The sequence below is a fragment of the Cellulomonas sp. ICMP 17802 genome (assembly GCF_041295535.1).
GTDB lineage: Bacteria > Actinomycetota > Actinomycetes > Actinomycetales > Cellulomonadaceae > Cellulomonas.
Genome location: NZ_JBGFQZ010000001.1, coordinates 115,953 through 133,530 on the forward strand (window position 1 = coordinate 115,953; position 17,578 = coordinate 133,530).

Genomic DNA, 17,578 nt, shown 5'->3' on the forward strand with positions numbered 1-17,578 from the left:
CGACCCGCTCAGACGAACCGCTCGACGAACGCGATGACCGTCGACTCGTTCCACCCGTCGATGCCCTCGAACACCTCGGCGCGCTCGGGCGAGGCCATCCACGCCCGCTCGAGCCGCCCGAACTCCTCGGTGTCCCCCTCGGCGCTGACGGCCCACGTGAACTCCGCGGCCTCCCGGTTGAGGTACGCGGACTCCACGGTGAAGCCGTACGCGGCGCGGGCGGGCACCAGGCGGGACGGCCACCACGCGAGGAAGTCCTCCACCAGGTGCGGCTTGAGGTGGTAGCGGCGCAGCTGCACGGTCCTGGTCATGCGCCCTGCGCCAACCACGCCTCGAAGGCCTCGAACGACGACGGCCGCCCGAGGAAGCCCTCGACCAGGTCGGCGGCGTCGGCCGAGCCGCCCGGCGCCAGGATGGCCTCGCGGTACCGGCGGCCGACGACGGGGTCCATGAGGCCGGCGGTGAAGGCCGTGCGCAGGTCCTTCGCGATCACCAGGCTCCAGAGGTACGTGTAGTACGCGGACCCGTAGCCCTCGAGGTGGCCGAACCCGGCGTACTGGTGGGTGTCCGGGATCGGGGTGTACGGACCGAAGCGGGCGTCGACGTCGGCGGTGTACCCGGCCAGGTCGGCGGGCGGGTCGGCGTGCAGGCCGTACGAGAGGGCCGTGAAGTTGAGCTGCCGGCGGGTCCAGGCGCCGCGCGCGAAGCCGTCCGCCCGTCGCATCGCGGCCACCAGCTCGGCCGGGATGGGCTCCCCGGCGGCGTTCGTAGCGAACGAGCCCAGCACGCCCGCGTCCCAGCCCCACTCCTCGAGCAGCTGGCTGGGGGCCTCCACGAAGTCCCACTCGGTGGCCACGCCCGTGAACATCGCCCACTCCTGGTGGCCGCCCAGCACCTCGTGCACCAGGTGGCCCAGCTCGTGGAAGAAGGTCAGCACGTCGTCGTGCTCCATCAGCCCGGTCGGGAAGTTGCAGACCAGCACGCCCTCGGGCAGCGACCGGCCCGCGATGCCCGGCACCAGCCCGAACTGCGCGGCGTGGTTGAACTTGCCGGCGCGCGGGTGCATGTCGAGGTACACCCGGCCGATCAGCGAGCCGTCGGCGGAGACGTCGTAGACCTGGACGTCCTCGTGCCAGGTGGGGGCCTCGACCGGCACCAGCGCGATGTCGAAGAGCCGCGACACCACGTCGAGCACCCCGGGCAGCACGGCGTCGTACCGGAAGTACTCGCGCACCTCGCGGGCGTCGACGTCGTACTGCTCGTTCTTGATGACCTGCTCGTAGTACAGGTTGTCGGCCGGGGTGACCGCCGCCGCGTCCGGGACGTCCTGGCGGTAGCGGGCGAGCATGACCTCGACGTCGCGGGCGGCCGGACCCGCCGTGAGGGCGTCGAGCCGCTCGATCAGGTCGGCGATCGCCTGGCCCGAGCCGATCATCTTGACCTCGGCGTCGTAGGTGGGCCAGTCCGGGTAGCCCAGCAGCGCGGCGCGCTCGGCGCGCAGCCGCAGCAGCTCCGCCAGCAGGGGCTCGTTGGCCGGCCAGCCGAGGGACTGGTGCTCGCGTGTCAGGGCCAGCCGGACGTCGGGGTCGGTCGCGTAGGTGCGGACCGGCAGGAGGTCCGGGTACTCGGTCGTCAGCGTGACCAGCCCGTCCTCGTCGGCGGGGTGCTCCGCGCGGAAGTCGTCGGGGAGCCCGTCCAGCTGCTCGAGCGGCACCCGGATGCTGCGCACGCCGTCGCGGATGTTGCGCGAGAACTCGAGCCCGATCTCCGTGCACCGCTGCGCCAGCGCCCTCAGCCTGTCGCGGTCCTCGAGCGAGCGGTCGACGCCCGCGCGCCGGAAGTCGCGCAGCACGTGCTCGCGGACGCGCGCGGCGCCCGGCTCGAGCCCGTCGGGGTCGGTCGCGGCCAGCACCTGCCAGAGCTCGTGGTCCAGGCCCCGCTCGGTGGCCAGGTCCTCAGCCGCCTGCGCCCGCTCCTCGGCCGCCTGGCGCAGGTCCGCGTCGGGGTGCACCTCGGCGAGCAGGTGCGCGACGGCCGACGCCGACCCGAGCGCGATGTCGGCGTCGTTCCACCCGGCGAGCACCTCGGCCGTGGTGCGCGGCGTGCCGTCCTTCAGCCGGGCGATCAGCGCCCGGGCGGCGTCGAGGGACGCGTCGACCGTCGTCGCCAGGAAGTCCGGCCAGGCGGCGGGGTCCGTGGGGAAGACGGTCGGCGGCTGCGCAGGCATGCGGCCGACGATATCCGCCGGACCGCGGCGTGCGAACAGGTTTCAGCGGGGACCGCCCAGGACCAGCCGGACGGTCACGGTGTCGCCGACGTCGAGGTACTCGGCCTTGCGCACCATGTCCTTGACGGGCACCAGGTACCGGCCGTCCTTGGGGAACAGGGACGTCTCCCACTCGGTGTCGTCGATGCGCGCGAGCACGGGGATGACGCCCCAGCCGTAGGTGACCATCGCCGAGACGGCCTTGATGCTGGCGCTCTCGGCCTCGGGCACCGGCACGTAGTGGAACGGCGACGGCCCCCGCCAGTAGATGATCTCGCCGCTGAACTCCAGCTCCATCGGACCAGGATGGCGCAATCGGTTTGCCCCGGCGACGCCGGTCCTGGTCGACTGCCGCCGATGGCCACCACCGGGATGCACGACCGATCGCCCGCGTGGCGTCCAGCGGCACCGACAACGCGATGTTCCGGCTGGGCGACGACCTGGTGGTCCGCATGCCGCGCATCCACTGGGCGAGCGGCGGCGTCGACCACGAGGCGCACTGGCTGCCGCTGGTCGCCGGGCGGCTGCCGGTGACGGTCCCGCGGGTCGTGGCGGTCGGGGAGCCGACCCCGGAGTACCCGTGGACCTGGTCGGTGCTCACCTGGGTGCCCGGCGAGAACCCGCGGCTGGGCGAGCTGCACGAGCCGGCGGTGCTCGCCCGCGACCTGGCCGCGCTGCTGCGGGCGGTGCGCGCGATGGACCTCGAGGGCGGCGTCGACAGGGCCCGGCCCCTCGCGCACCGCGACGCCCAGGTGCGGGACGACATCGCGGCGCTGACGGACGAGATCGACACCGCGGCGGTCACGGCGATCTGGGAGCACGCGCTCGCGACCGCCGAGTGGACCGGGCAGCGGTCCTGGGTGCACGGCGACCTCGCGCCCGGCAACCTGCTGCTCGTCGACCACCGGCTCACGGGCCTGATCGACTTCGCGAGCATCGGGATCGGCGACCCCGCGCTCGACCTCGGCGTCGCGTGGAACCTCCTGCCGCCGTCGGCGCGCGCCGTGTTCCGGGAGGCGCTGGAGGTCGACGACGTCACGTGGACCCGGGCGCGGGCCTGGGCGCTGGCGCAGGCGCTGGTCCAGCTCCCGTACTACCGCGACACCAACCCCGCGCTGGCGGCCAACGCCCGGCACGTGATCCGCGAGGTCACCGCGGAGGCGTGACGTCCTGCAGCGACTCGGCGATCCGCGCGATCGCGGACAGCCGGCGGTCCCACTCGGCGCCGATCGCCTCGAGCGCCCGGGCGGTCTCGCTCAGCCGGGCGCCCAGCGCCCGGTACCGGATCTCGCGACCGACCCGGACGGGTTCGACCAGGCCCGCGTCCGCCAGCACGGTCAGGTGCTTGGCGATGGCCTGCCGGGTGACCGGGAGGCGGGTGGCCAGCGCGGACGCCGACCGCTCCTGCCTGCCCAGCTCCTGCAGGACCGCCCACCGGGTGTCGTCCGCGAGCGCGGCGAACACGGGGACCAGGGTCGCGGTCATCGGTCGGCGCCCTCGAGGTACGCGACCAGCTCGTCGAGCTCCTCGGTCCAGCCCTGCCGGTTCGAGCTCATCGCCTCGAACGGGTCGCGGCCCAGCAGGTCGAAGCCGGACTCGACGACGCTGAGCACGGTCGCGTCCCCGTCGGCCACGAGCGTGAACCGGACCAGGGTGGAGTTGTCCGGGCGGATCGGCTCGGCGGGCGTGCCCCACCGGAACGCGAACACCACGGGCTCGTCGAGCTCTTCGATCCGCACCGGAAACTCCCCGTAGCCCTCGAACCCGAACGTGCCCTCGCCACCCACCCGCAGGTCGGGCAGCGACGCCATGGTGCCGAACCACCGGGTGATCAGGTCGTCGCGGGTGAGCGCGGCCCACACCCGGGCCGGGGTCGCCCGGACGTGCACCGTGCGCGAGACGGTGTAGCTCTCCGTGTCGACGACGGCGGGCTGCTGGGTCATGGTCGTTTCCTCCGGCTCGAGCGGTCAGTCGTGCAACGTCAGGGTTGCACGAGATATCTCGTCGTCGCAACTGTGGGGTTGCATCTAGCCTGGCCCGGTGTCGATGGTGGACTGGCTGCGCGCCGACTTCGGCCTGGCCGTGGTGGAGCTGCGCGCCGCGGGCGGGTCCGACAGCGCCGCGCAGGTGTGGCAGGCGGTCACCGCGGACGGCGCCCGCTACGCGGTCAAGTGGACCTCCGGCGGGTCGGCGGCGGGGATCCTCCTGCCCGCGACGCTCGCGCTGCGGGGGATGCCCGTGCACCTCCGCACGGTCGGCGGCGCGTGGTGGAGCGACCGCGACGGTCGGCGGCTGTCGGTCGCCGGGTGGGTGGCGGGCCGCTCGGGCGTGGACTGGGAGGGCGTCGGCGACCTGCTGCGCCGGCTGCACGCGGTCCCGGTGGACGCGGGCCCGACGCTCCCCGCCGACGACGGCGCCCGGCGCGCGGTCGACGCGGTCGCGCTGGTCGAGAGCAGGCTGGCCACCGCGGACGACCCCGTTGGCCGCGAGGCCGCGGAGCACTGGCGCGCGATCGGGCCCCGGGTGTCCGCCGCGGTGGCGCTCGCGGAGGCGCATCCTCCCGTGGCAGTGCCCGTGATCTGCCACGGCGACCCTCACCTGGGCAACGTCGTGCTCAGCGCGGAGGGGCCGGTGCTGGTCGACTGGGACGACGCGGTCGTCGCCGCCCCCGAGCGGGACCTCGCGCTGCTGCTGGGTGGCATGGGTCGGTTCGGCGCCCGGACGGACCGCGAGCGCGGTCGGCTCCTCGACGGCTACGGATCCCAGCCCGACGAGGGTCGGCTCACGTTCTACCGGTGCGTGCGAGCCGTGGAGGATGCCGGGCTCTGGCTCGCGGACGCCCTCGACACCGGTGCGCCCGCCGACGAGCGCTCCCGGGCGCTCGCCATCGCGCGGGACGTCGCGGCGCCGGGCGGCCTGCTGCCCCTGGCGCTCGAACCGCTTTGACTCCGCCGTCGTCGCGGCGCACCATCGAATCCGACGTGTGCCGCGGGACGAGCCCCGGCCATCGGATCGGAGCGCATCACGATGCAGCGGGGAAGCGGGGCGGCCGTCCAGGCCTGCTCAGGCGTCGACCGGACGCCCGCCCAGCACGCCTGACGCCACCCGGCGCCACCACCGACGTCGCCGTCGGCGCTCAGGCGTGCCCTTCCACGCCGCACGAGAGCCGAGACCCATGAACCCCCTGACCGAACCCCTGATCCGCGCGTCCTTCGTGAACTGCTCGAAGCGCGAGGCCGCCCAGCTGACCCTGCCCGCCGACCTGGCCGACCTGCGCTGGGACCGCCTCGACTACCTCGGGTGGATCGACCGCAAGGCACCCCTGCGCGCGTACGTCGTCGTGCCCGTCGGCGAGACCCTCGTCGGCGTCACGCTGCGCTCCCCGGAAGGGACCGCGAAGCGCCGCCGGGCCGTCTGCGCGTGGTGCGAGGACGTCTACGCCACGGAGGACGTGTCCATGTACGTCGCGCGCCGCGCCGGCGGGCCCGGGCGCAACGGCGACACCATCGGCACCCTGATCTGCACGAGCTTCGACTGCTCCGGCAACGTCCGGCGCAAGCCGACCATCATCGAGGCGGGCCAGGACCCCGCGGGCGTCGTGCAGCGCCGGATCGAGGGCCTGCGCGAGCGCTCGGAGCGGTTCGCGCGGGAGGTGCTGCGCGAGCTCTGACGCGTCAGTCCTCGTCGAGGCAGAGGCAGAACGGGTGGCCCGCGGGGTCGATCATCACGCGGATGTTCGGCTGGAACTGCGCGTCCGCCTCGCGCGCGCCCAGCGCCAGCGCGTCCTCGACGGCGGACTCCAGATCACCCACCTGGAAGTCGAGGTGCATCATCGGCCTCTGCTGCCCGTCGACCGGGGGCCACACCGGCGGCTGGTAGCCCTCCGCCTGCTGGACCACCACGAAGCTGGCGCCGCCGGGCGCCTGGAGGATCGACGTCCCGGGCTCCTCGTGCCCGACCGGCCAGCCGAGCAGTGCGGAGTAGAACCCCGCGAGGGCTGACGGGTCGGGGGCCTCGATGGCCAGTCCCCACCACATGCCGTCCGACCGTGATCGCATGCAGCAAGTCTGCCGACCGCTCAGAGCAGCTGGTAGACCGACACGTGCGAGCGGGAGCCGGCGGTGAGCTCCGCGCCCGACCAGTCGGCGTGCCGGCTCTCGAGCGCGAACCCGGCCAGCTGCGCCATGAGGTCGAGCTCGGCGGGCCATACGTACCGGTGCGGGCTGCGGCCCAGGGTCGCCTGGCGCCCGTCGTCGAACCGGAAGTGGTGCGACACCACGCGCTGGTGCAGGACGTCGTAGGTGTCGAGGCCGATGTACCCGTCCTCGACGTGCCAGACCGTGGCCTCGACGCCCGGCGGGAGCGTGCGGAGCTCGGGGATCCAGAGCTCGATGACGAACCGCCCGCCGGGCGCCAGGTGGCGGGCCGCGTTGCGGAAGCACTCGACCTGGGACTCCTGGGTGAGCAGGTTGGAGATCGTGTTGTAGACGAGGTAGACGAGCGTGAACTCGCCCGGTGCCCGGGACGTGGCCATGTCGCCGACCACCACGGGGATCGTCGCCTCGTCGACCTTGGTCCGTAGCTGGTCGACCATCGGCCGCGAGAGCTCGATGCCGACCACGGGCACCCCGCGCTCCGCGAGCGGCACGGCGACGCGGCCGGTGCCGATCGCGAGCTCGAGCGCCCGACCGCCCTCCGCGAGCGCCGCGAGCCGGTCCACGGTGGGGCCCAGCACCTCGGGCGCGAACATGCCGGTGCCCGGCGTGTCATAGCGCCGGGCGGTCTCGGCGTCCCAGAGCTGGTCCTGGTCCATGCCGCCGACCATGGCAGCGCGGGCGCGCGCCGTCCACGGCTTTCACGGCTGGCGGCGGTGCACCGTCCACGCGGCCGCGGTGTCGAGATCCCCGTCCGCGACGCGCGTGAACACCAGGCGGTCGTGCAGGCGGTCGCGCCGGCCCGCCCACAGCTCCACCTCGTCGCAGTCGATCCGCCACCCGCCCCAGCCGTCCGGGACGGGGACGTCGTCGGGCGCGCCCGTGTCGGGGTAGAGGGCGGCGTACCGCTCGTAGGCCGCCACCAGCGCGGCCCGGTCGGCGACGGCACGCGACTGGTCCGACGCCCACGCGCTGATCCGCGAGCCCCAGGGCCGGGTGACGAAGTACTCGGCGATCTCGTCGCGCCCGATCGGCACCGCGCGGCCACGGAACCGGACCGCCCGGTACATCGCGGGCCAGGTCAGCGACGCCGCCACGCCGCCGGTCGCCAGGATCTCCGTGCTCTTGGCGGACCCCAGGTCGGTGACGAACCCGGGACCCCGCGCGTCGAGGAAGCGCATGAGGACGGTCCGCACGTTCGGGCGGCCGTCGGCGTCCACCGTGGCGACCGAGAGCGCGGTGGGTTCGACGACGTCGCCGCGCTCGGCCTGCCGGGCCTGCGCGTCGGTGAGCCACTGCCGGACGTGCTGGAGCGGCGTGGGTGCCAGCTCGCTCTCGCTGAGCCCGTCCCCGGAGTACTCCGTGCGCACGCCACCACCCATCGCCGTCCCAGCCGAACCTCCGGCGAGAGTACGCCGGTACCGTCCTGCCATGACCGCGAGCGACGACGTCCGGACCAGCGCCTTCCCGTGGGCCACGGTCATCGGCTGGACCGCGCTGCTCCTCGCCGGGCTCGCGGCGGTCGGCGCGGGGCTGGCCGCGAGCTACGCGGTCGACGGGGCGCGGGACCCGCAGTCCTGGGGCGACCTGGCCGCGGCCGTCGTCCTCCTGTACTCGACAGTCCCGGCGCTGGTCGCCCTGCCGGTCGCGGTCGTGCAGGCGCGCCGCGGGTGGGCACCGCCGTGGCGGACGCGGACCACCCTCGTCCTGGCGGCGCTCGCCCCCGTCGGGCTCGTGGCGCTGGTGGTCGTGAGCGCGTTCTCCTGATTCCTCGTGCTCCGTCGCCGAGCCCGCGCGTACGGTGACGCGATGGCCGAGCCGCCGATCCACGACCACTACGACACCGCCTTCGACGAGGACACGCGCCTGCGGCAGGGCCTCGGGCTGCTCGAGCTGGCCCGGGTGCAGGAGATCGTCCGGCGCCACCTCCCGCCGGCCGCGCGCGTGCTCGACGTCGGCGGGGCGACGGGCGTGCACGCCGAGTGGCTCCTCGCGGACGGGCACACCGTGCACCTGGTCGATCTGCTGCCCGGGCACGTCGCCCGGGCAGCGCAGAACCTCGGCCGGCACGAGCGCTTCACGGCGACCGTCGGCGACGCCCGCGCGCTGGCCCTGCCCGACGCGTCGGTCGACGCCGTCCTGCTGCTCGGCCCGCTCTACCACCTCACCGACCGCGCGGACCGGCTGGCGGCGTGGCGGGAGGCGCTGCGGGTCGTCGAGCCCGGCGGCGTCGTCGTCGCCATGGCGATCTCGCGGTTCGCGTCGCTCTTCGACGGCCTCGCGCAGGGCTACCTCTTCGACCCCGCGTTCCGGGCGATCGTCGCGCAGGACCTGGCGACCGGCGTGCACGAGAACCCCACCGGTGACCCGCGCTGGTTCACCACGGCGTACTTCCACCGCCCCGAGGAGCTCCCCGCGGAGGCGACCGAGGTGGGCCTCGACGTGGAGGAGACGGTCGGCGTGGAGGGGCTCGCGCACTGGATCCGCCCGCTGGTCCCGGCGCTCGACGACGCGGGCGACCGCGAGGTCGTGCTCGCGTCCGCGCGGGCGATCGAGGCGGAGCCGAGCCTGCTGGGGCTCAGCTCACACCTCGTCACGGTCGCTAGGCGCCGTAGAAGCTCTTGAGCAGCTCGAACACGACGATCGCCGGCCAGACGAGCGCCTTGGGGATCGCCAGCACGAACAGCCAGAACGTGTCGGCCTGCTGGAAGTAGTAGACCGCGCCGCCGATCAAGCCGAGGCCGTAGACGGCGCCGCCGCCGGCACCCGCACCGCTCGCCATGGTTGCTCCCGTCCGCCCCGCACCCGTGGATCGTCCCGGTCCACCACCCTAGGGCTCCGGCCTCCCCGGCGTCGCTGCCCGGACCTCGGCTCGTGCCCCTCCCGCGGGCGGCCGGGCGGGCCTACGCTCGGATGACCTGCCCTCGCACGCACGACCCACGGGAGCCCCCGTGACCGACACGATCGACCTCGACCTCCAGCTGGACCTCGACGACATCCTCGAGCGCCCCGTGGTGACGCGTCGCCCGCAGCGCGCCCCGGACCCGCCGTACCAGCCCCTCTCGGCCACGGTGCGGTACCCGCCGGGCCCGGTGCCGGACGTGCAGGACGCGGTCGTGGCGCCGGCCCGCGAGACGGTCCGACGACGACCGCGCCCCGCCCTGACCTGGACGTGGACCTGGCAGCGCTCGCGGGTGGTGGCCGGCCTGCTCGGGGTGTTCCTCGGCGGCCTCGGGCTGCACCGCATGTACCTCGGCTACTGGCGGCGCGGCCTGATCATGCTGGCGATCACGGTGGTCGGCGGCTTCTTCACGCTCGGGCTGGCGGCCCTCGTCATGGGCATGTGCGGCTTCGTCGAGGGGCTGCTGTACCTGTGCGTGCGCCGCGGACGGTTCTCGCGCGACGCACGCGGTCGACCCTTGCGCGGCTGACATGGACGAGGCACCGCTGCTCCGACAGCTCCGCAGCGACCTGCACGCGATGGACGACCCGCACGGCGCGGAGGCCCGCGCCCTGCGGCTGGTGGTCGGGTGGGCCGAGCACGGCGAGCGCGTGGACGGGCTGCCGTTCACGCAGGCGCGAGTGCACGGCCTGGTCACGACTGCCGTCCAGCGGCTCACCGACGAGTCGGTGGTCTTCCTCGAGGCCGGCGAGACGGTCCACGCCGACGCCGCCCGACGGAGCGCGTCCGCCCTGGAGGCGTACCTCTGACGGTCAGCCCGCCGGGTTCTGGTTGATGCGGACCATGTTGCCCGACGGGTCCCGGAACGCGCAGTCGCGCGGGCCCCAGGGCTGGTCGATGGGCTCCTGGAGCACCTCGGCGCCCGAGGCGCGCAGGGTCTCGAAGGTCGCGTCGACGTCGTCGGTCCGGAAGACGAGCATCGGCAGGACACCCTTGGTGAGGAGCTCCTGCAGCGTGTCCCCGTCGGCCTGCGAGCGGCCGGCGTGCGGGACGGACAGGACGATCCCGAGGCCCGGCTGCGCGTCGCTGCCGAGGGTCACCCAGCGGTACTCGCCGGACGACACGTCGTTCTGGACCTTGAGCCCGAGCGCGTCGCCGTAGAAGGCGATCGACTCGTCGACGTCGTTGACGGTGATGTTGGTGTACTGCAGTGCGATGGTCATGAACGGGACCCTAGGACGCGCTCTCCGGCGTCGCTTCTCTGATCCTGCTCGATGTCCCGCTCGATGATGCCGAGCGTGTAGGTCGCGTGTGGACCTTGGCGACGCAGGTGGGCATCGCCTTGACCGCCGCGTGCTCGTGGCGCCGGTAGGCGGTGGGGGTCTCGCCGACGATCTCCGTGAACCGCGAGCTGAACGACCCGAGCGACGTACAGCCGACCTCCATGCACGCGTCCGTGACGCTCACACCCGCCCGCAGCAGCGCCATCGCCCGCTCGATCCGGCGGGTCATCAGGTAGCTGTACGGGGTCTCGCCGTAGGCCGCGCGGAACTGGCGCGAGAAGTGCGCGGGGGACATGAGCGCCTTGGCGGCCATGGTCGGGACGTCGAGCGGCTTCGCGTAGTCGCGGTCGATCAGGTCCCGGGCGCGGCGCAGGTGAGCGAGGTTCTCCAGCTCCTGCGGGGTCATGCTCCGACCGTAGCAAAGGGCCGCCTGCGCGCGACGGCCGTCACACATCGGCCTCTGCGACCTCCTCGCGCACCTGCGCCGGCGCCGGCTCCCACGCGAAGCCGTCGGGGTCCGCGAACGCCCTCGCGTCACCGGCGATCGCCAGCCGGTGCGACCCGTCCCCGTCGGGCGCGACCCCGGCGTCCTTGGCCAGCGCGCGGCGCCCGTACAGAGCCAGCGTCACCGGGCTCGCCGACGACTCGAACTCCACGTACTTGCGGCCGAAGCTCTTGGCCACGACGAAGCCGTGCTCGACGTAGAACCGCTTGCTCACGGCCACGTCGGTCGCACCCAGCAGGAGCACGAGCTTGTCGATCGTCCGGGTGGCCGGGCCGGAGTCCTTCTTCGCCGACGTCGCGATCTTCCAGAGCGTCCCGTCGGGGGCCCGGAGCACGCCGCCGACGCCCCAGAACGTCTTCTCGACCGGCTTCACGGGCTCGGCGCCCGCGGCGACGGCGTCGTCGACGAGCGCGCGGACGTCCGCGGGCTGCGGCACCGTGATCGAGAGCGTGAAGCCGCGGAACCCGGTGGTCGGGTCGTCCGAGGCCTGGAAGCGGAGCGGCGCGTCAAGCCCGAACGCGTCGCGGTAGAAGTTCGCGGCGGCCGTGGGGTCCGCCACCTGCAGGGTGATCGAGTCGATGGTTGCCATGCCGACGACGCTAGGTCGGGGCGGGCCGGCGGTGCTTCTCGGTTCCTGCTCGATCCGAACCCGTCACCAGCCGTCCGAGGAGTCGGCGTGCATGGCCGGGCACGCGGTGGCGCCGTCGGCGAGCATCTCGAAGTGCCACAGCTCGTTCGCGTACGCGCGGCACAGGCCCAGCTCGACCCCGTGCTCCTCCAGCCAGAGCGCGCCGTCCGTCGGACCCACGTCGATCGCCAGGCCCTGCACGTGCGCCGACGACTCGGGAGGGAGAACCCACCGGTGCGCCTCCTCGAGCGACCCGTAGCGCTCCACCGCGGCGTCGACGAGCGCCTGCTGCTCCGCGGCGGACCGCCACCCGGACGTGAGGGTCAGCTCGACGCCGTCGGCCGCCGCGGCCGCCTGGGCTGCCACGAACCGTCGCTCGAGCTCGGGGTCCAGCCCGTGCGCGACGTGCGGGGACGCGACCGCGAGCCGGTCCGACCCGCGCACCCCCGCCGTGGACAGGGCGTAGGCGGCCGCCGCGACCGCGACGCACGCGCCGGTCAGCAGGGCGATGCCGGTCGTCCGGGCACGCCGGCGGCGCACGCGCTCCGGGAGGCTGCCGATGTAGAGGGTCACGCTGTCACTGTGCGTTCCGGGCACCGCGCTCCGCGTCCACCCAGGAGCGCCTCGCGGGACCGGTCGCGTGGACCCGGGGTCGGACCCGGATCCTCCCGTGGGTGGTGGTCGTGTCGGTGGCGCGTGCCACGGTGGGTCCCATGGAGATCACCCGCCTGCAACCGGCTGGGCTCGTCCGGAGCCCGGCGTTCAGCCACGTCGCCGTCGTGCCTGCGGGCGCGACGACCATCTACGTCGGGGGCCAGAACGGCGTCGACGACACCGGCTCGATCGTGTCGGACGACGTCGCCGAGCAGTCCGCGCGCACCATCGACAACGCGGAGACCGCGCTGCGGGCGGCCGGCGCGACACTCGCCGACGTCGTGCAGTGGACCGTGCTCATCGCCGCCGACGCCGACCTCGCCGCCGCCTACGGAGCCATCGCGCCGCGCCTGGCCGGCCCCGGGGCGCCGCCGCTCGTCACCGCCGCGCGGGTGGCCGGGCTCGGCGTGCCGGGCGCGCTGATCGAGGTCAGCGCGATCGCCGCGGTGCTCCCGAGCGCCTAGAGGCCCTCGACGACCTTCTTGAGCAGGGCGAGGTCGGCCCGCACCAGGGCCGTGTCCCGCTCGAGCTCGTCGTCGCTCATCCCCGGCGCGCGGCGCAGCGTGAAGACCACCTCGCAGCCGTCGCCGTCGGCGAGCGCGCGCATCGGCACGTACACGGACTCGCCGGTGGGCGTGAGCACCTCGTGGTCGAGGACGCCGTACTCGTTGGGCGGCGCGAACGTCACCCGCACCCGGCCCGCGGGCGTCTCGACGAACCAGTGGCCGCCGTCGTGCACGACCGCGCTGCCCAGGCCCGGAGCCCACCGGGGCAGGTTGGCCGGGTCGGCGACGAAGGCGTACACCTGCGCCACCGGTCGGGCGACGAACACGCTCAGGTGCCGGGACTCGGTCATGTCGCGATGCTTGCACGGCTGGCACGATGGCGGCATGGAACGCGTGGTGGGGATCGGTGGGTACTTCGTGCGGGCGTCCGACCCCGCGGCGCTGGCCGCGTGGTACCGCGACTGCCTGGGCCTGGACGTCGACGAGCACGGGCTCTGGGGCCAGGAGGCTGGACCGACCGTGTTCGCGGCGTTCGAGCCCGGCACCGACTACTTCGGGTCCCCCACCCAGCAGACCATGCTCAACTTCCGGGTCCGCGACCTCGACGCGATGCTGTCCCAGCTGCGCGCCGCCGGCGCGGACGTGTCGGACGAGACGCAGGACATGGACGGCGTCGGTCGGTTCGGCTGGGTCACCGACCCCGAGGGCCGCCGGATCGAGCTGTGGCAGCCCGCCTGAGCGGGCGACGAGCGGCGCCGACCGCGCGTGTCGAGGCACGATCTGACGCGTGACCGTCGATGTCCAACGCCTGCGCCGTGACGCCCACGAGCGCGCCGTCGCCCGGCCCCGCCGCGAGTTCGCCGGTGCGGTCGACGACCTGACCCACGCCGGGGTGGCGATGCGCCGCTACGTGCCCGCGGTCGACGCGCCGGCGGCGGCGGTCGTGTTCCTGCACGGCGGGTACGGCCTGTTCGGCGACCTCGAGCTGCAGGACGGCTACTGCCGGCGGCTCGCCGAGCGGCTCGGCGTCGTCGTGCTGTCGGTGGACTACCTCCTCGCGCCCGAGTCGACGCTGGACGACGCCGCGGCCGACGCGCTCGCGGGCCTCGAGCTCCTGGTCGGCGACGGGTTCGCGAGGGTGCTGCTGTGCGGGGACTCCGCGGGAGGGGCGGTGGCGATCCGGGCCGCGCAGCGCTCGGCGGTCCCCCTCGCGGGCCTCCTGCTGACCAACCCGAACGTCGACCTGACGTTGGCGTCGTACGACGCTGCGCGACCCGCCGGCCCCGACCGGGAGCTGTCCGCGACGTCCTTCCGCGCCTGGGCCCGGGTGAGCGACCTGGCCGACGCCCCGCGCCTCGACCGTGAGGTCGCGCGACTGCCCAGCGTGGTCGTGGTCGTCGGGACCCTGGACTCGCTGCTGCCCGAGTCGCGCGCGCTGGCGCAGGCCTGCGAGCGCGCCGGGGTCGCGTGCCGGGTGGTCGAGCTGGAGGGCGCCGAGCACGGGTTCGTCGGGACGGACCGCGCGGAGGAGGCGCTCGCCGCGTTCCGGGAGCTCATCGACCGGGTCTGAGGCGCTCGACCGGCAGCCTGGGGGTCCGGCCGCCCGGACCAGTCCGTCCGACCGTCAGGCCTGCGATGGCTGCGTGCCTGGCGGCCCGGTGAGCACCGTCGGGCGGTAGTCCAGCAGCTGCAGGCGGCCGTCGAAGGTGCGGCTCTCCAGCAGCTCGAGGGCGACGTCCGGATACTCGTCGTAGATCCGCTCGCGTCCCGTCTTCCCCGTGATCACCGGGAACACCACCACGCGGAAGCGATCCACCAGGCCGGCCTCGAGCAGCGACCGGCACAGCGTGAGGCTGCCGATCGTGCGCAGCGACGCGCCGTCCGCCTTCATCGCCCGGACCTCCTCGACCGGGTCCTCGCGCACGACGCGCGTGCGAGCCCACGCCACGGGCTCGCGCAGCGTGGAGGAGAACACCACCTTCGGCAGCTCGGTCAGGGAGGCGAAGCTCGGGTCGTCCGACGCGGCCGCGAACTCCGCCATCAACCGGTAGGTCGTCGCGCCCATGAGGATCGTGTGCTCGGCCTCGGGCGACGCGTCGCGCCACGACACGTACTCGGGCCCCTCGAGACCCCAGTACCCCGGCCAGCCCTCCGCGGACGCGTAGCCGTCGAGCGAGATGATGAAGTCAACGAGCAGCTCGGACATCGGGTCCTCCGTCCTCCCGGGTCGTCCTCACCCTGCTCGCCCCGGCGCCGGGCGGCAACCGCGCTCGCGGCACGCCGTCGGGGAGGCGGTGAGATGCTGGCCGGATGCTCGAGGCGCTCACCGGCACCGGCCTGGCCACCGCGGCCGGGCTCAACGCGTACATCCCGCTGCTGGTCCTCGGCGCACTCTCGCGGTGGACCGACCTGGTGAACCTGCCTCCCGGCTGGGAGTGGCTCGGGAACGGCTGGGTCCTGGCCGTGCTGGCCGTGCTGCTGGCGCTCGAGGTCGTCGCCGACAAGATCCCCGGTGTCGACAGCGTCAACGACGTGGTGCAGACGGTCGTCAGGCCCGCCGCGGGTGGCATCGCGTTCGGTGCCGGCGCGAGCTCGCAGACCGCTGTCGTCACCGATCCCGGCGCGTTCGTGTCGTCCGGCCAGTGGATCCCGGTGGCCGTGGGCATCGTCCTGGCCCTCGTCGTGCACGGCGCCAAGGCCACCGCGCGGCCCATCGTGAACGTCACGACGCTCGGCACCGGCGCACCCGTGGTGAGCACCGCCGAGGACGTCACGAGCGCCGGGTTGTCGTTCGCCGCGATCCTGGCGCCCCTGCTGGTGCTGGTCGGGCTGATCGGGCTGGTCGTCGTGTGGTTCCGCATCCGCGCACGACGCCGGCGCGGCGGGCAGCCCGGGGAGCCGTCGCACGAGGTCTCGCAGCCGCCGCCGGTCGACGTCCCCTAGCCGCTGCTCGAGGGAGCAGCCCGCAGGAGAACCGGCGTCAGGCCTGCATGTCCACGAAGCGTGAGTAGTGCCCCTGGAACGCCACGACGAGCGTGTCCGTCGGGCCGTTTCGGTGCTTGGCCACGATCACGTCGGCCTCGCCAGCGCGCGGCGACTCCTTCTCGTACGCGTCCTCGCGGTGCAGCAGGATCACGATGTCGGCGTCCTGCTCGATCGAGCCCGACTCGCGCAGGTCGCTCATCTGCGGTCGCTTGTCGGTGCGCTGCTCGGCGCCACGGTTCAGCTGCGAGATGGCGATGACCGGGACCTCGAGCTCCTTGGCCAGCAGCTTGAGCGCCCGCGAGAACTCGGAGACCTCCTGCTGGCGGGACTCGACGCGCTTGCCCGACGACATCAGCTGCAGGTAGTCGATGACCACGAGCTTGAGGTCGTGCTTCTGCTTGAGCCGCCGGCACTTGGCACGGATCTCCATGAGCGACATGTTCGGCGAGTCGTCGATGAACAGCGGCGCCTCGGAGATCTTGCCCATGGTCGCGGCGATCTTGGCCCAGTCGTCCTCGCCCATCTGGCCGTTGCGCAGCTTCTGCAGGTGCACGCGCGCCTCGGCCGACAGCAGACGCATGGTGATCTCGTTGCGGCTCATCTCGAGGGAGAAGACCACCGAGGTCAGGCCGTGCTTGATCGACGCCGAGCGAACGATGTCGATGCCCATGGTCGACTTGCCGATGGCCGGGCGGGCGGCGAGGACGATCATCTGCCCGGGGTGCAGGCCGTTGGTCAGCCGGTCGAGGTCCGAGAACCCGGTGGGCACGCCGATCATGCCCTCGCCGCGGTGGCCCGCCGCCTCGATCTCGTCGACCGCCCCGCCGATGATGTCGCCCAGGATCATGTAGTCCTCGGACGACCGGCGCTCGGTCACGGCGTAGACCTCGGCCTGCGCGTTGTTCACGATCTCGTCGACGTCGCCGCCGTCGGTGCCGTAGCCGAGCTGCACGATGCGGGTGCCGGCCTCGACCAGCTTGCGGAGCACCGAGCGCTCCCGCACGATCCGCGCGTAGTAGCCGGCGTTGGCGGCCGTGGGGACCGACGAGATGAGCGTGTGCAGGTACGGGGCGCCGCCGATGCGCTGGATCTCGCCGCGCTTGGTCAGCTCGTCCGCGACCGTGATGGCGTCGGCCGGCTCGCCGCGGCCGTACAGGTCGATGATCGCGTCGTACACGACCTCGTGCGCCGGGCGGTAGAAGTCGGTGCCGCGGATCTGCTCGACGACGTCGGCGATCGCGTCCTTGGAGATCATCATGCCGCCGAGCACGCTGCGCTCGGCGTCGAGGTCCTGCGGCGGGGTGCGGTCGTAGCCACCGCCACCGCCGCGGCTCGTGCCGGACGGCGCGCCGTACTCGAGCTCCTCGATCGTCACCTGGTCCCCATCGTCGTCGTCGAACACATGTTCCATGGGGGGTCTGACATCCGCGCCCAGACGAGCCCTGCCGACGTTCCGACAGGTCCTCGCACACGCGACGTTAGGGCTCCCGAGCCGCGCGACCAAACCGCCGCGACGGCCTGTGGGGAACTGACCGCGCACCTGTGGGGACGGTTGTGGACTTCTGTGGAGCAACCCTCGCCTACTGTGAACCGAGCTGTGGATCGCGTCCGATTTTGTCCACAGGCCGTGGACAGTCGTGTGGACGGACGGGCGATCCTGCGCCTGGATCTGGCCCTCACCCGCGCAAACGCTGT

General features: G+C 73.6%; 27 protein-coding genes. 11 read left to right on the top strand and 16 right to left on the bottom strand.

Annotation, left to right across the window (positions count from 1 at the left end):
* Nucleotides 1-8: 8 nt before the first annotated feature.
* The 3 genes from AB5970_RS00615 to AB5970_RS00625 are packed head-to-tail and all read right to left on the bottom strand — an operon-like array spanning nucleotide 9 to nucleotide 2,563.
* Nucleotides 9-311, bottom strand: coding sequence for a hypothetical protein (locus AB5970_RS00615; RefSeq protein ID WP_370501961.1), 303 nt, complete (start codon nucleotides 309-311; stop codon nucleotides 9-11).
* A complete protein-coding gene (locus AB5970_RS00620) occupies nucleotides 308-2,227 on the bottom strand; it encodes a M3 family metallopeptidase (protein ID WP_370501962.1) in 1,920 nt (639 codons plus the stop codon). The genes AB5970_RS00615 and AB5970_RS00620 overlap by 4 nt, the downstream gene beginning before the upstream one ends.
* 42 nt (nucleotides 2,228-2,269) lie before the next feature.
* Nucleotides 2,270-2,563, bottom strand: a complete 294-nt coding sequence (locus AB5970_RS00625) for a DUF1905 domain-containing protein (RefSeq protein ID WP_370501963.1) — start codon at nucleotides 2,561-2,563, stop codon at nucleotides 2,270-2,272.
* A 95-nt stretch (nucleotides 2,564-2,658) separates the two neighbouring features.
* Here AB5970_RS00625 and AB5970_RS00630 point away from each other — a divergent pair, with 95 nt between their 5' ends.
* A complete protein-coding gene (locus tag AB5970_RS00630; RefSeq protein WP_370501964.1) occupies nucleotides 2,659-3,432 on the top strand; it encodes an aminoglycoside phosphotransferase family protein in 774 nt (257 codons plus the stop codon).
* Here the strand turns inward: AB5970_RS00630 and AB5970_RS00635 are convergent.
* Both AB5970_RS00635 and AB5970_RS00640 read right to left on the bottom strand, forming a co-directional pair.
* Nucleotides 3,416-3,751 (bottom strand): ArsR/SmtB family transcription factor, encoded by a 336-nt coding sequence (locus tag AB5970_RS00635; protein ID WP_370501965.1) that lies wholly within the window; start codon nucleotides 3,749-3,751, stop codon nucleotides 3,416-3,418. The two genes, AB5970_RS00630 and AB5970_RS00635, sit on opposite strands and share 17 nt — an antisense overlap.
* Entirely contained in the window at nucleotides 3,748-4,209 is a 462-nt protein-coding gene (locus AB5970_RS00640; protein WP_370501966.1) for an SRPBCC domain-containing protein, read from the bottom strand. The genes AB5970_RS00635 and AB5970_RS00640 overlap by 4 nt, the downstream gene beginning before the upstream one ends.
* Before the next feature lie 103 nt (nucleotides 4,210-4,312).
* Between AB5970_RS00640 and AB5970_RS00645 the strand changes: the two genes are divergently transcribed.
* Both AB5970_RS00645 and AB5970_RS00650 read left to right on the top strand, forming a co-directional pair.
* A complete protein-coding gene (locus AB5970_RS00645; protein ID WP_370502523.1) occupies nucleotides 4,313-5,212 on the top strand; it encodes a phosphotransferase in 900 nt (299 codons plus the stop codon).
* A 229-nt stretch (nucleotides 5,213-5,441) separates the two neighbouring features.
* Entirely contained in the window at nucleotides 5,442-5,936 is a 495-nt protein-coding gene (locus AB5970_RS00650; RefSeq protein ID WP_370501967.1) for an FBP domain-containing protein, read from the top strand.
* Between the two features lie 4 nt (nucleotides 5,937-5,940).
* Here the strand turns inward: AB5970_RS00650 and AB5970_RS00655 are convergent, their stop codons facing one another.
* From AB5970_RS00655 to AB5970_RS00665, 3 genes are read right to left on the bottom strand one after another with little or no spacing between them, the layout of a single operon-like run.
* Complete coding sequence (locus AB5970_RS00655) at nucleotides 5,941-6,324, bottom strand: VOC family protein (protein WP_370501968.1); 384 nt, start codon at nucleotides 6,322-6,324, stop codon at nucleotides 5,941-5,943.
* 20 nt (nucleotides 6,325-6,344) lie between these two features.
* Entirely contained in the window at nucleotides 6,345-7,079 is a 735-nt protein-coding gene (locus tag AB5970_RS00660) for a class I SAM-dependent methyltransferase (RefSeq protein ID WP_370501969.1), read from the bottom strand.
* Between the two features lie 42 nt (nucleotides 7,080-7,121).
* A complete protein-coding gene (locus AB5970_RS00665; RefSeq protein WP_370501970.1) occupies nucleotides 7,122-7,790 on the bottom strand; it encodes a pyridoxine/pyridoxamine 5'-phosphate oxidase in 669 nt (222 codons plus the stop codon).
* A gap of 61 nt (nucleotides 7,791-7,851) precedes the next feature.
* Between AB5970_RS00665 and AB5970_RS00670 the strand changes: the two genes are divergently transcribed.
* Together AB5970_RS00670 and AB5970_RS00675 are read left to right on the top strand one after the other, a co-directional pair.
* Complete coding sequence (locus AB5970_RS00670) at nucleotides 7,852-8,187, top strand: hypothetical protein (RefSeq protein ID WP_370501971.1); 336 nt, start codon at nucleotides 7,852-7,854, stop codon at nucleotides 8,185-8,187.
* Between the two features lie 42 nt (nucleotides 8,188-8,229).
* Nucleotides 8,230-9,045, top strand: coding sequence for a class I SAM-dependent methyltransferase (locus AB5970_RS00675; RefSeq protein WP_370501972.1), 816 nt, complete (start codon nucleotides 8,230-8,232; stop codon nucleotides 9,043-9,045).
* Here AB5970_RS00675 and AB5970_RS00680 read toward each other — a convergent pair.
* Nucleotides 9,023-9,202, bottom strand: a complete 180-nt coding sequence (locus tag AB5970_RS00680; protein ID WP_370501973.1) for a hypothetical protein — start codon at nucleotides 9,200-9,202, stop codon at nucleotides 9,023-9,025. The two genes, AB5970_RS00675 and AB5970_RS00680, sit on opposite strands and share 23 nt — an antisense overlap.
* 169 nt (nucleotides 9,203-9,371) lie before the next feature.
* Between AB5970_RS00680 and AB5970_RS00685 the strand changes: the two genes are divergently transcribed.
* On the top strand, nucleotides 9,372-9,851 hold the full coding sequence (locus AB5970_RS00685; RefSeq protein WP_370501974.1) for an NINE protein: 480 nt from the start codon (nucleotides 9,372-9,374) through the stop codon (nucleotides 9,849-9,851).
* Between the two features lies 1 nt (nucleotide 9,852).
* The gene (locus tag AB5970_RS00690; protein WP_370501975.1) at nucleotides 9,853-10,131 is read left to right on the top strand and encodes a hypothetical protein; all 279 of its coding nucleotides are present in this window, start codon (nucleotides 9,853-9,855) and stop codon (nucleotides 10,129-10,131) included.
* Nucleotides 10,132-10,134: 3 nt separating this feature from the next.
* Here AB5970_RS00690 and AB5970_RS00695 read toward each other — a convergent pair whose 3' ends face one another.
* From AB5970_RS00695 to AB5970_RS00710, 4 genes are all read right to left on the bottom strand, one after another.
* Nucleotides 10,135-10,545: a VOC family protein gene (locus tag AB5970_RS00695; protein WP_370501976.1), complete on the bottom strand. Its 411-nt coding sequence runs from the start codon at nucleotides 10,543-10,545 to the stop codon at nucleotides 10,135-10,137.
* 10 nt (nucleotides 10,546-10,555) lie between these two features.
* Nucleotides 10,556-11,011: a helix-turn-helix transcriptional regulator gene (locus tag AB5970_RS00700; protein ID WP_370501977.1), complete on the bottom strand. Its 456-nt coding sequence runs from the start codon at nucleotides 11,009-11,011 to the stop codon at nucleotides 10,556-10,558.
* Between the two features lie 40 nt (nucleotides 11,012-11,051).
* Nucleotides 11,052-11,699 (bottom strand): VOC family protein, encoded by a 648-nt coding sequence (locus AB5970_RS00705; RefSeq protein ID WP_370501978.1) that lies wholly within the window; start codon nucleotides 11,697-11,699, stop codon nucleotides 11,052-11,054.
* A gap of 63 nt (nucleotides 11,700-11,762) precedes the next feature.
* Nucleotides 11,763-12,311 carry a M15 family metallopeptidase gene (locus AB5970_RS00710; RefSeq protein ID WP_370501979.1) on the bottom strand — a complete coding sequence of 183 codons (549 nt, stop codon included), beginning with the start codon at nucleotides 12,309-12,311 and terminating at the stop codon, nucleotides 11,763-11,765.
* Between the two features lie 140 nt (nucleotides 12,312-12,451).
* On the opposite strand from AB5970_RS00710, the gene AB5970_RS00715 reads away from it, so the two are divergent.
* Entirely contained in the window at nucleotides 12,452-12,856 is a 405-nt protein-coding gene (locus AB5970_RS00715; RefSeq protein WP_370501980.1) for a RidA family protein, read from the top strand.
* Here the strand turns inward: AB5970_RS00715 and AB5970_RS00720 are convergent.
* On the bottom strand, nucleotides 12,853-13,248 hold the full coding sequence (locus tag AB5970_RS00720; protein WP_370501981.1) for an SRPBCC family protein: 396 nt from the start codon (nucleotides 13,246-13,248) through the stop codon (nucleotides 12,853-12,855). The two genes, AB5970_RS00715 and AB5970_RS00720, sit on opposite strands and share 4 nt — an antisense overlap.
* A gap of 34 nt (nucleotides 13,249-13,282) precedes the next feature.
* On the opposite strand from AB5970_RS00720, the gene AB5970_RS00725 reads away from it, so the two are divergent.
* Together AB5970_RS00725 and AB5970_RS00730 are read left to right on the top strand one after the other, a co-directional pair.
* Entirely contained in the window at nucleotides 13,283-13,636 is a 354-nt protein-coding gene (locus tag AB5970_RS00725; RefSeq protein WP_370501982.1) for a VOC family protein, read from the top strand.
* Between the two features lie 49 nt (nucleotides 13,637-13,685).
* Nucleotides 13,686-14,468: an alpha/beta fold hydrolase gene (locus tag AB5970_RS00730; protein ID WP_370501983.1), complete on the top strand. Its 783-nt coding sequence runs from the start codon at nucleotides 13,686-13,688 to the stop codon at nucleotides 14,466-14,468.
* Nucleotides 14,469-14,522: 54 nt separating this feature from the next.
* Here the strand turns inward: AB5970_RS00730 and AB5970_RS00735 are convergent, their stop codons facing one another.
* The gene (locus AB5970_RS00735; protein ID WP_370501984.1) at nucleotides 14,523-15,104 is read right to left on the bottom strand and encodes a dihydrofolate reductase family protein; all 582 of its coding nucleotides are present in this window, start codon (nucleotides 15,102-15,104) and stop codon (nucleotides 14,523-14,525) included.
* A gap of 104 nt (nucleotides 15,105-15,208) precedes the next feature.
* Here AB5970_RS00735 and AB5970_RS00740 point away from each other — a divergent pair, with 104 nt between their 5' ends.
* Nucleotides 15,209-15,841 carry a DUF4126 domain-containing protein gene (locus AB5970_RS00740; protein WP_370501985.1) on the top strand — a complete coding sequence of 211 codons (633 nt, stop codon included), beginning with the start codon at nucleotides 15,209-15,211 and terminating at the stop codon, nucleotides 15,839-15,841.
* A 37-nt stretch (nucleotides 15,842-15,878) separates the two neighbouring features.
* Here AB5970_RS00740 and dnaB read toward each other — a convergent pair whose 3' ends face one another.
* Nucleotides 15,879-17,258, bottom strand: coding sequence for a replicative DNA helicase (gene dnaB / locus AB5970_RS00745; RefSeq protein WP_370501986.1), 1,380 nt, complete (start codon nucleotides 17,256-17,258; stop codon nucleotides 15,879-15,881).
* Between the last annotated feature and the right edge of the window lie 320 nt (nucleotides 17,259-17,578).

Excerpts from the sequence above, each read along its gene's own strand:
- AB5970_RS00625 (WP_370501963.1), bottom strand. The coding sequence starts at position 2,563 with ATGGAGCTGGAGTTCAGCGGCGAGATCATCTACTGGCGGGGGCCGTCG.
- AB5970_RS00675 (WP_370501972.1), top strand. The coding sequence starts at position 8,230 with ATGGCCGAGCCGCCGATCCACGACCACTACGACACCGCCTTCGACGAG.
- AB5970_RS00735 (WP_370501984.1), bottom strand. The coding sequence starts at position 15,104 with ATGTCCGAGCTGCTCGTTGACTTCATCATCTCGCTCGACGGCTACGCG.
- AB5970_RS00725 (WP_370501982.1), top strand. The coding sequence starts at position 13,283 with ATGGAACGCGTGGTGGGGATCGGTGGGTACTTCGTGCGGGCGTCCGAC.
- AB5970_RS00715 (WP_370501980.1), top strand. The coding sequence starts at position 12,452 with ATGGAGATCACCCGCCTGCAACCGGCTGGGCTCGTCCGGAGCCCGGCG.
- AB5970_RS00690 (WP_370501975.1), top strand. The coding sequence starts at position 9,853 with ATGGACGAGGCACCGCTGCTCCGACAGCTCCGCAGCGACCTGCACGCG.
- AB5970_RS00650 (WP_370501967.1), top strand. The coding sequence starts at position 5,442 with ATGAACCCCCTGACCGAACCCCTGATCCGCGCGTCCTTCGTGAACTGC.
- AB5970_RS00720 (WP_370501981.1), bottom strand. The coding sequence starts at position 13,248 with ATGACCGAGTCCCGGCACCTGAGCGTGTTCGTCGCCCGACCGGTGGCG.
- AB5970_RS00640 (WP_370501966.1), bottom strand. The coding sequence starts at position 4,209 with ATGACCCAGCAGCCCGCCGTCGTCGACACGGAGAGCTACACCGTCTCG.
- AB5970_RS00700 (WP_370501977.1), bottom strand. The coding sequence starts at position 11,011 with ATGACCCCGCAGGAGCTGGAGAACCTCGCTCACCTGCGCCGCGCCCGG.
- AB5970_RS00660 (WP_370501969.1), bottom strand. The coding sequence starts at position 7,079 with ATGGACCAGGACCAGCTCTGGGACGCCGAGACCGCCCGGCGCTATGAC.
- AB5970_RS00615 (WP_370501961.1), bottom strand. The coding sequence starts at position 311 with ATGACCAGGACCGTGCAGCTGCGCCGCTACCACCTCAAGCCGCACCTG.
- AB5970_RS00670 (WP_370501971.1), top strand. The coding sequence starts at position 7,852 with ATGACCGCGAGCGACGACGTCCGGACCAGCGCCTTCCCGTGGGCCACG.
- AB5970_RS00680 (WP_370501973.1), bottom strand. The coding sequence starts at position 9,202 with ATGGCGAGCGGTGCGGGTGCCGGCGGCGGCGCCGTCTACGGCCTCGGC.
- AB5970_RS00635 (WP_370501965.1), bottom strand. The coding sequence starts at position 3,751 with ATGACCGCGACCCTGGTCCCCGTGTTCGCCGCGCTCGCGGACGACACC.
- AB5970_RS00620 (WP_370501962.1), bottom strand. The coding sequence starts at position 2,227 with ATGCCTGCGCAGCCGCCGACCGTCTTCCCCACGGACCCCGCCGCCTGG.
- AB5970_RS00705 (WP_370501978.1), bottom strand. The coding sequence starts at position 11,699 with ATGGCAACCATCGACTCGATCACCCTGCAGGTGGCGGACCCCACGGCC.
- AB5970_RS00655 (WP_370501968.1), bottom strand. The coding sequence starts at position 6,324 with ATGCGATCACGGTCGGACGGCATGTGGTGGGGACTGGCCATCGAGGCC.
- AB5970_RS00740 (WP_370501985.1), top strand. The coding sequence starts at position 15,209 with ATGCTCGAGGCGCTCACCGGCACCGGCCTGGCCACCGCGGCCGGGCTC.
- AB5970_RS00695 (WP_370501976.1), bottom strand. The coding sequence starts at position 10,545 with ATGACCATCGCACTGCAGTACACCAACATCACCGTCAACGACGTCGAC.
- AB5970_RS00645 (WP_370502523.1), top strand. The coding sequence starts at position 4,313 with ATGGTGGACTGGCTGCGCGCCGACTTCGGCCTGGCCGTGGTGGAGCTG.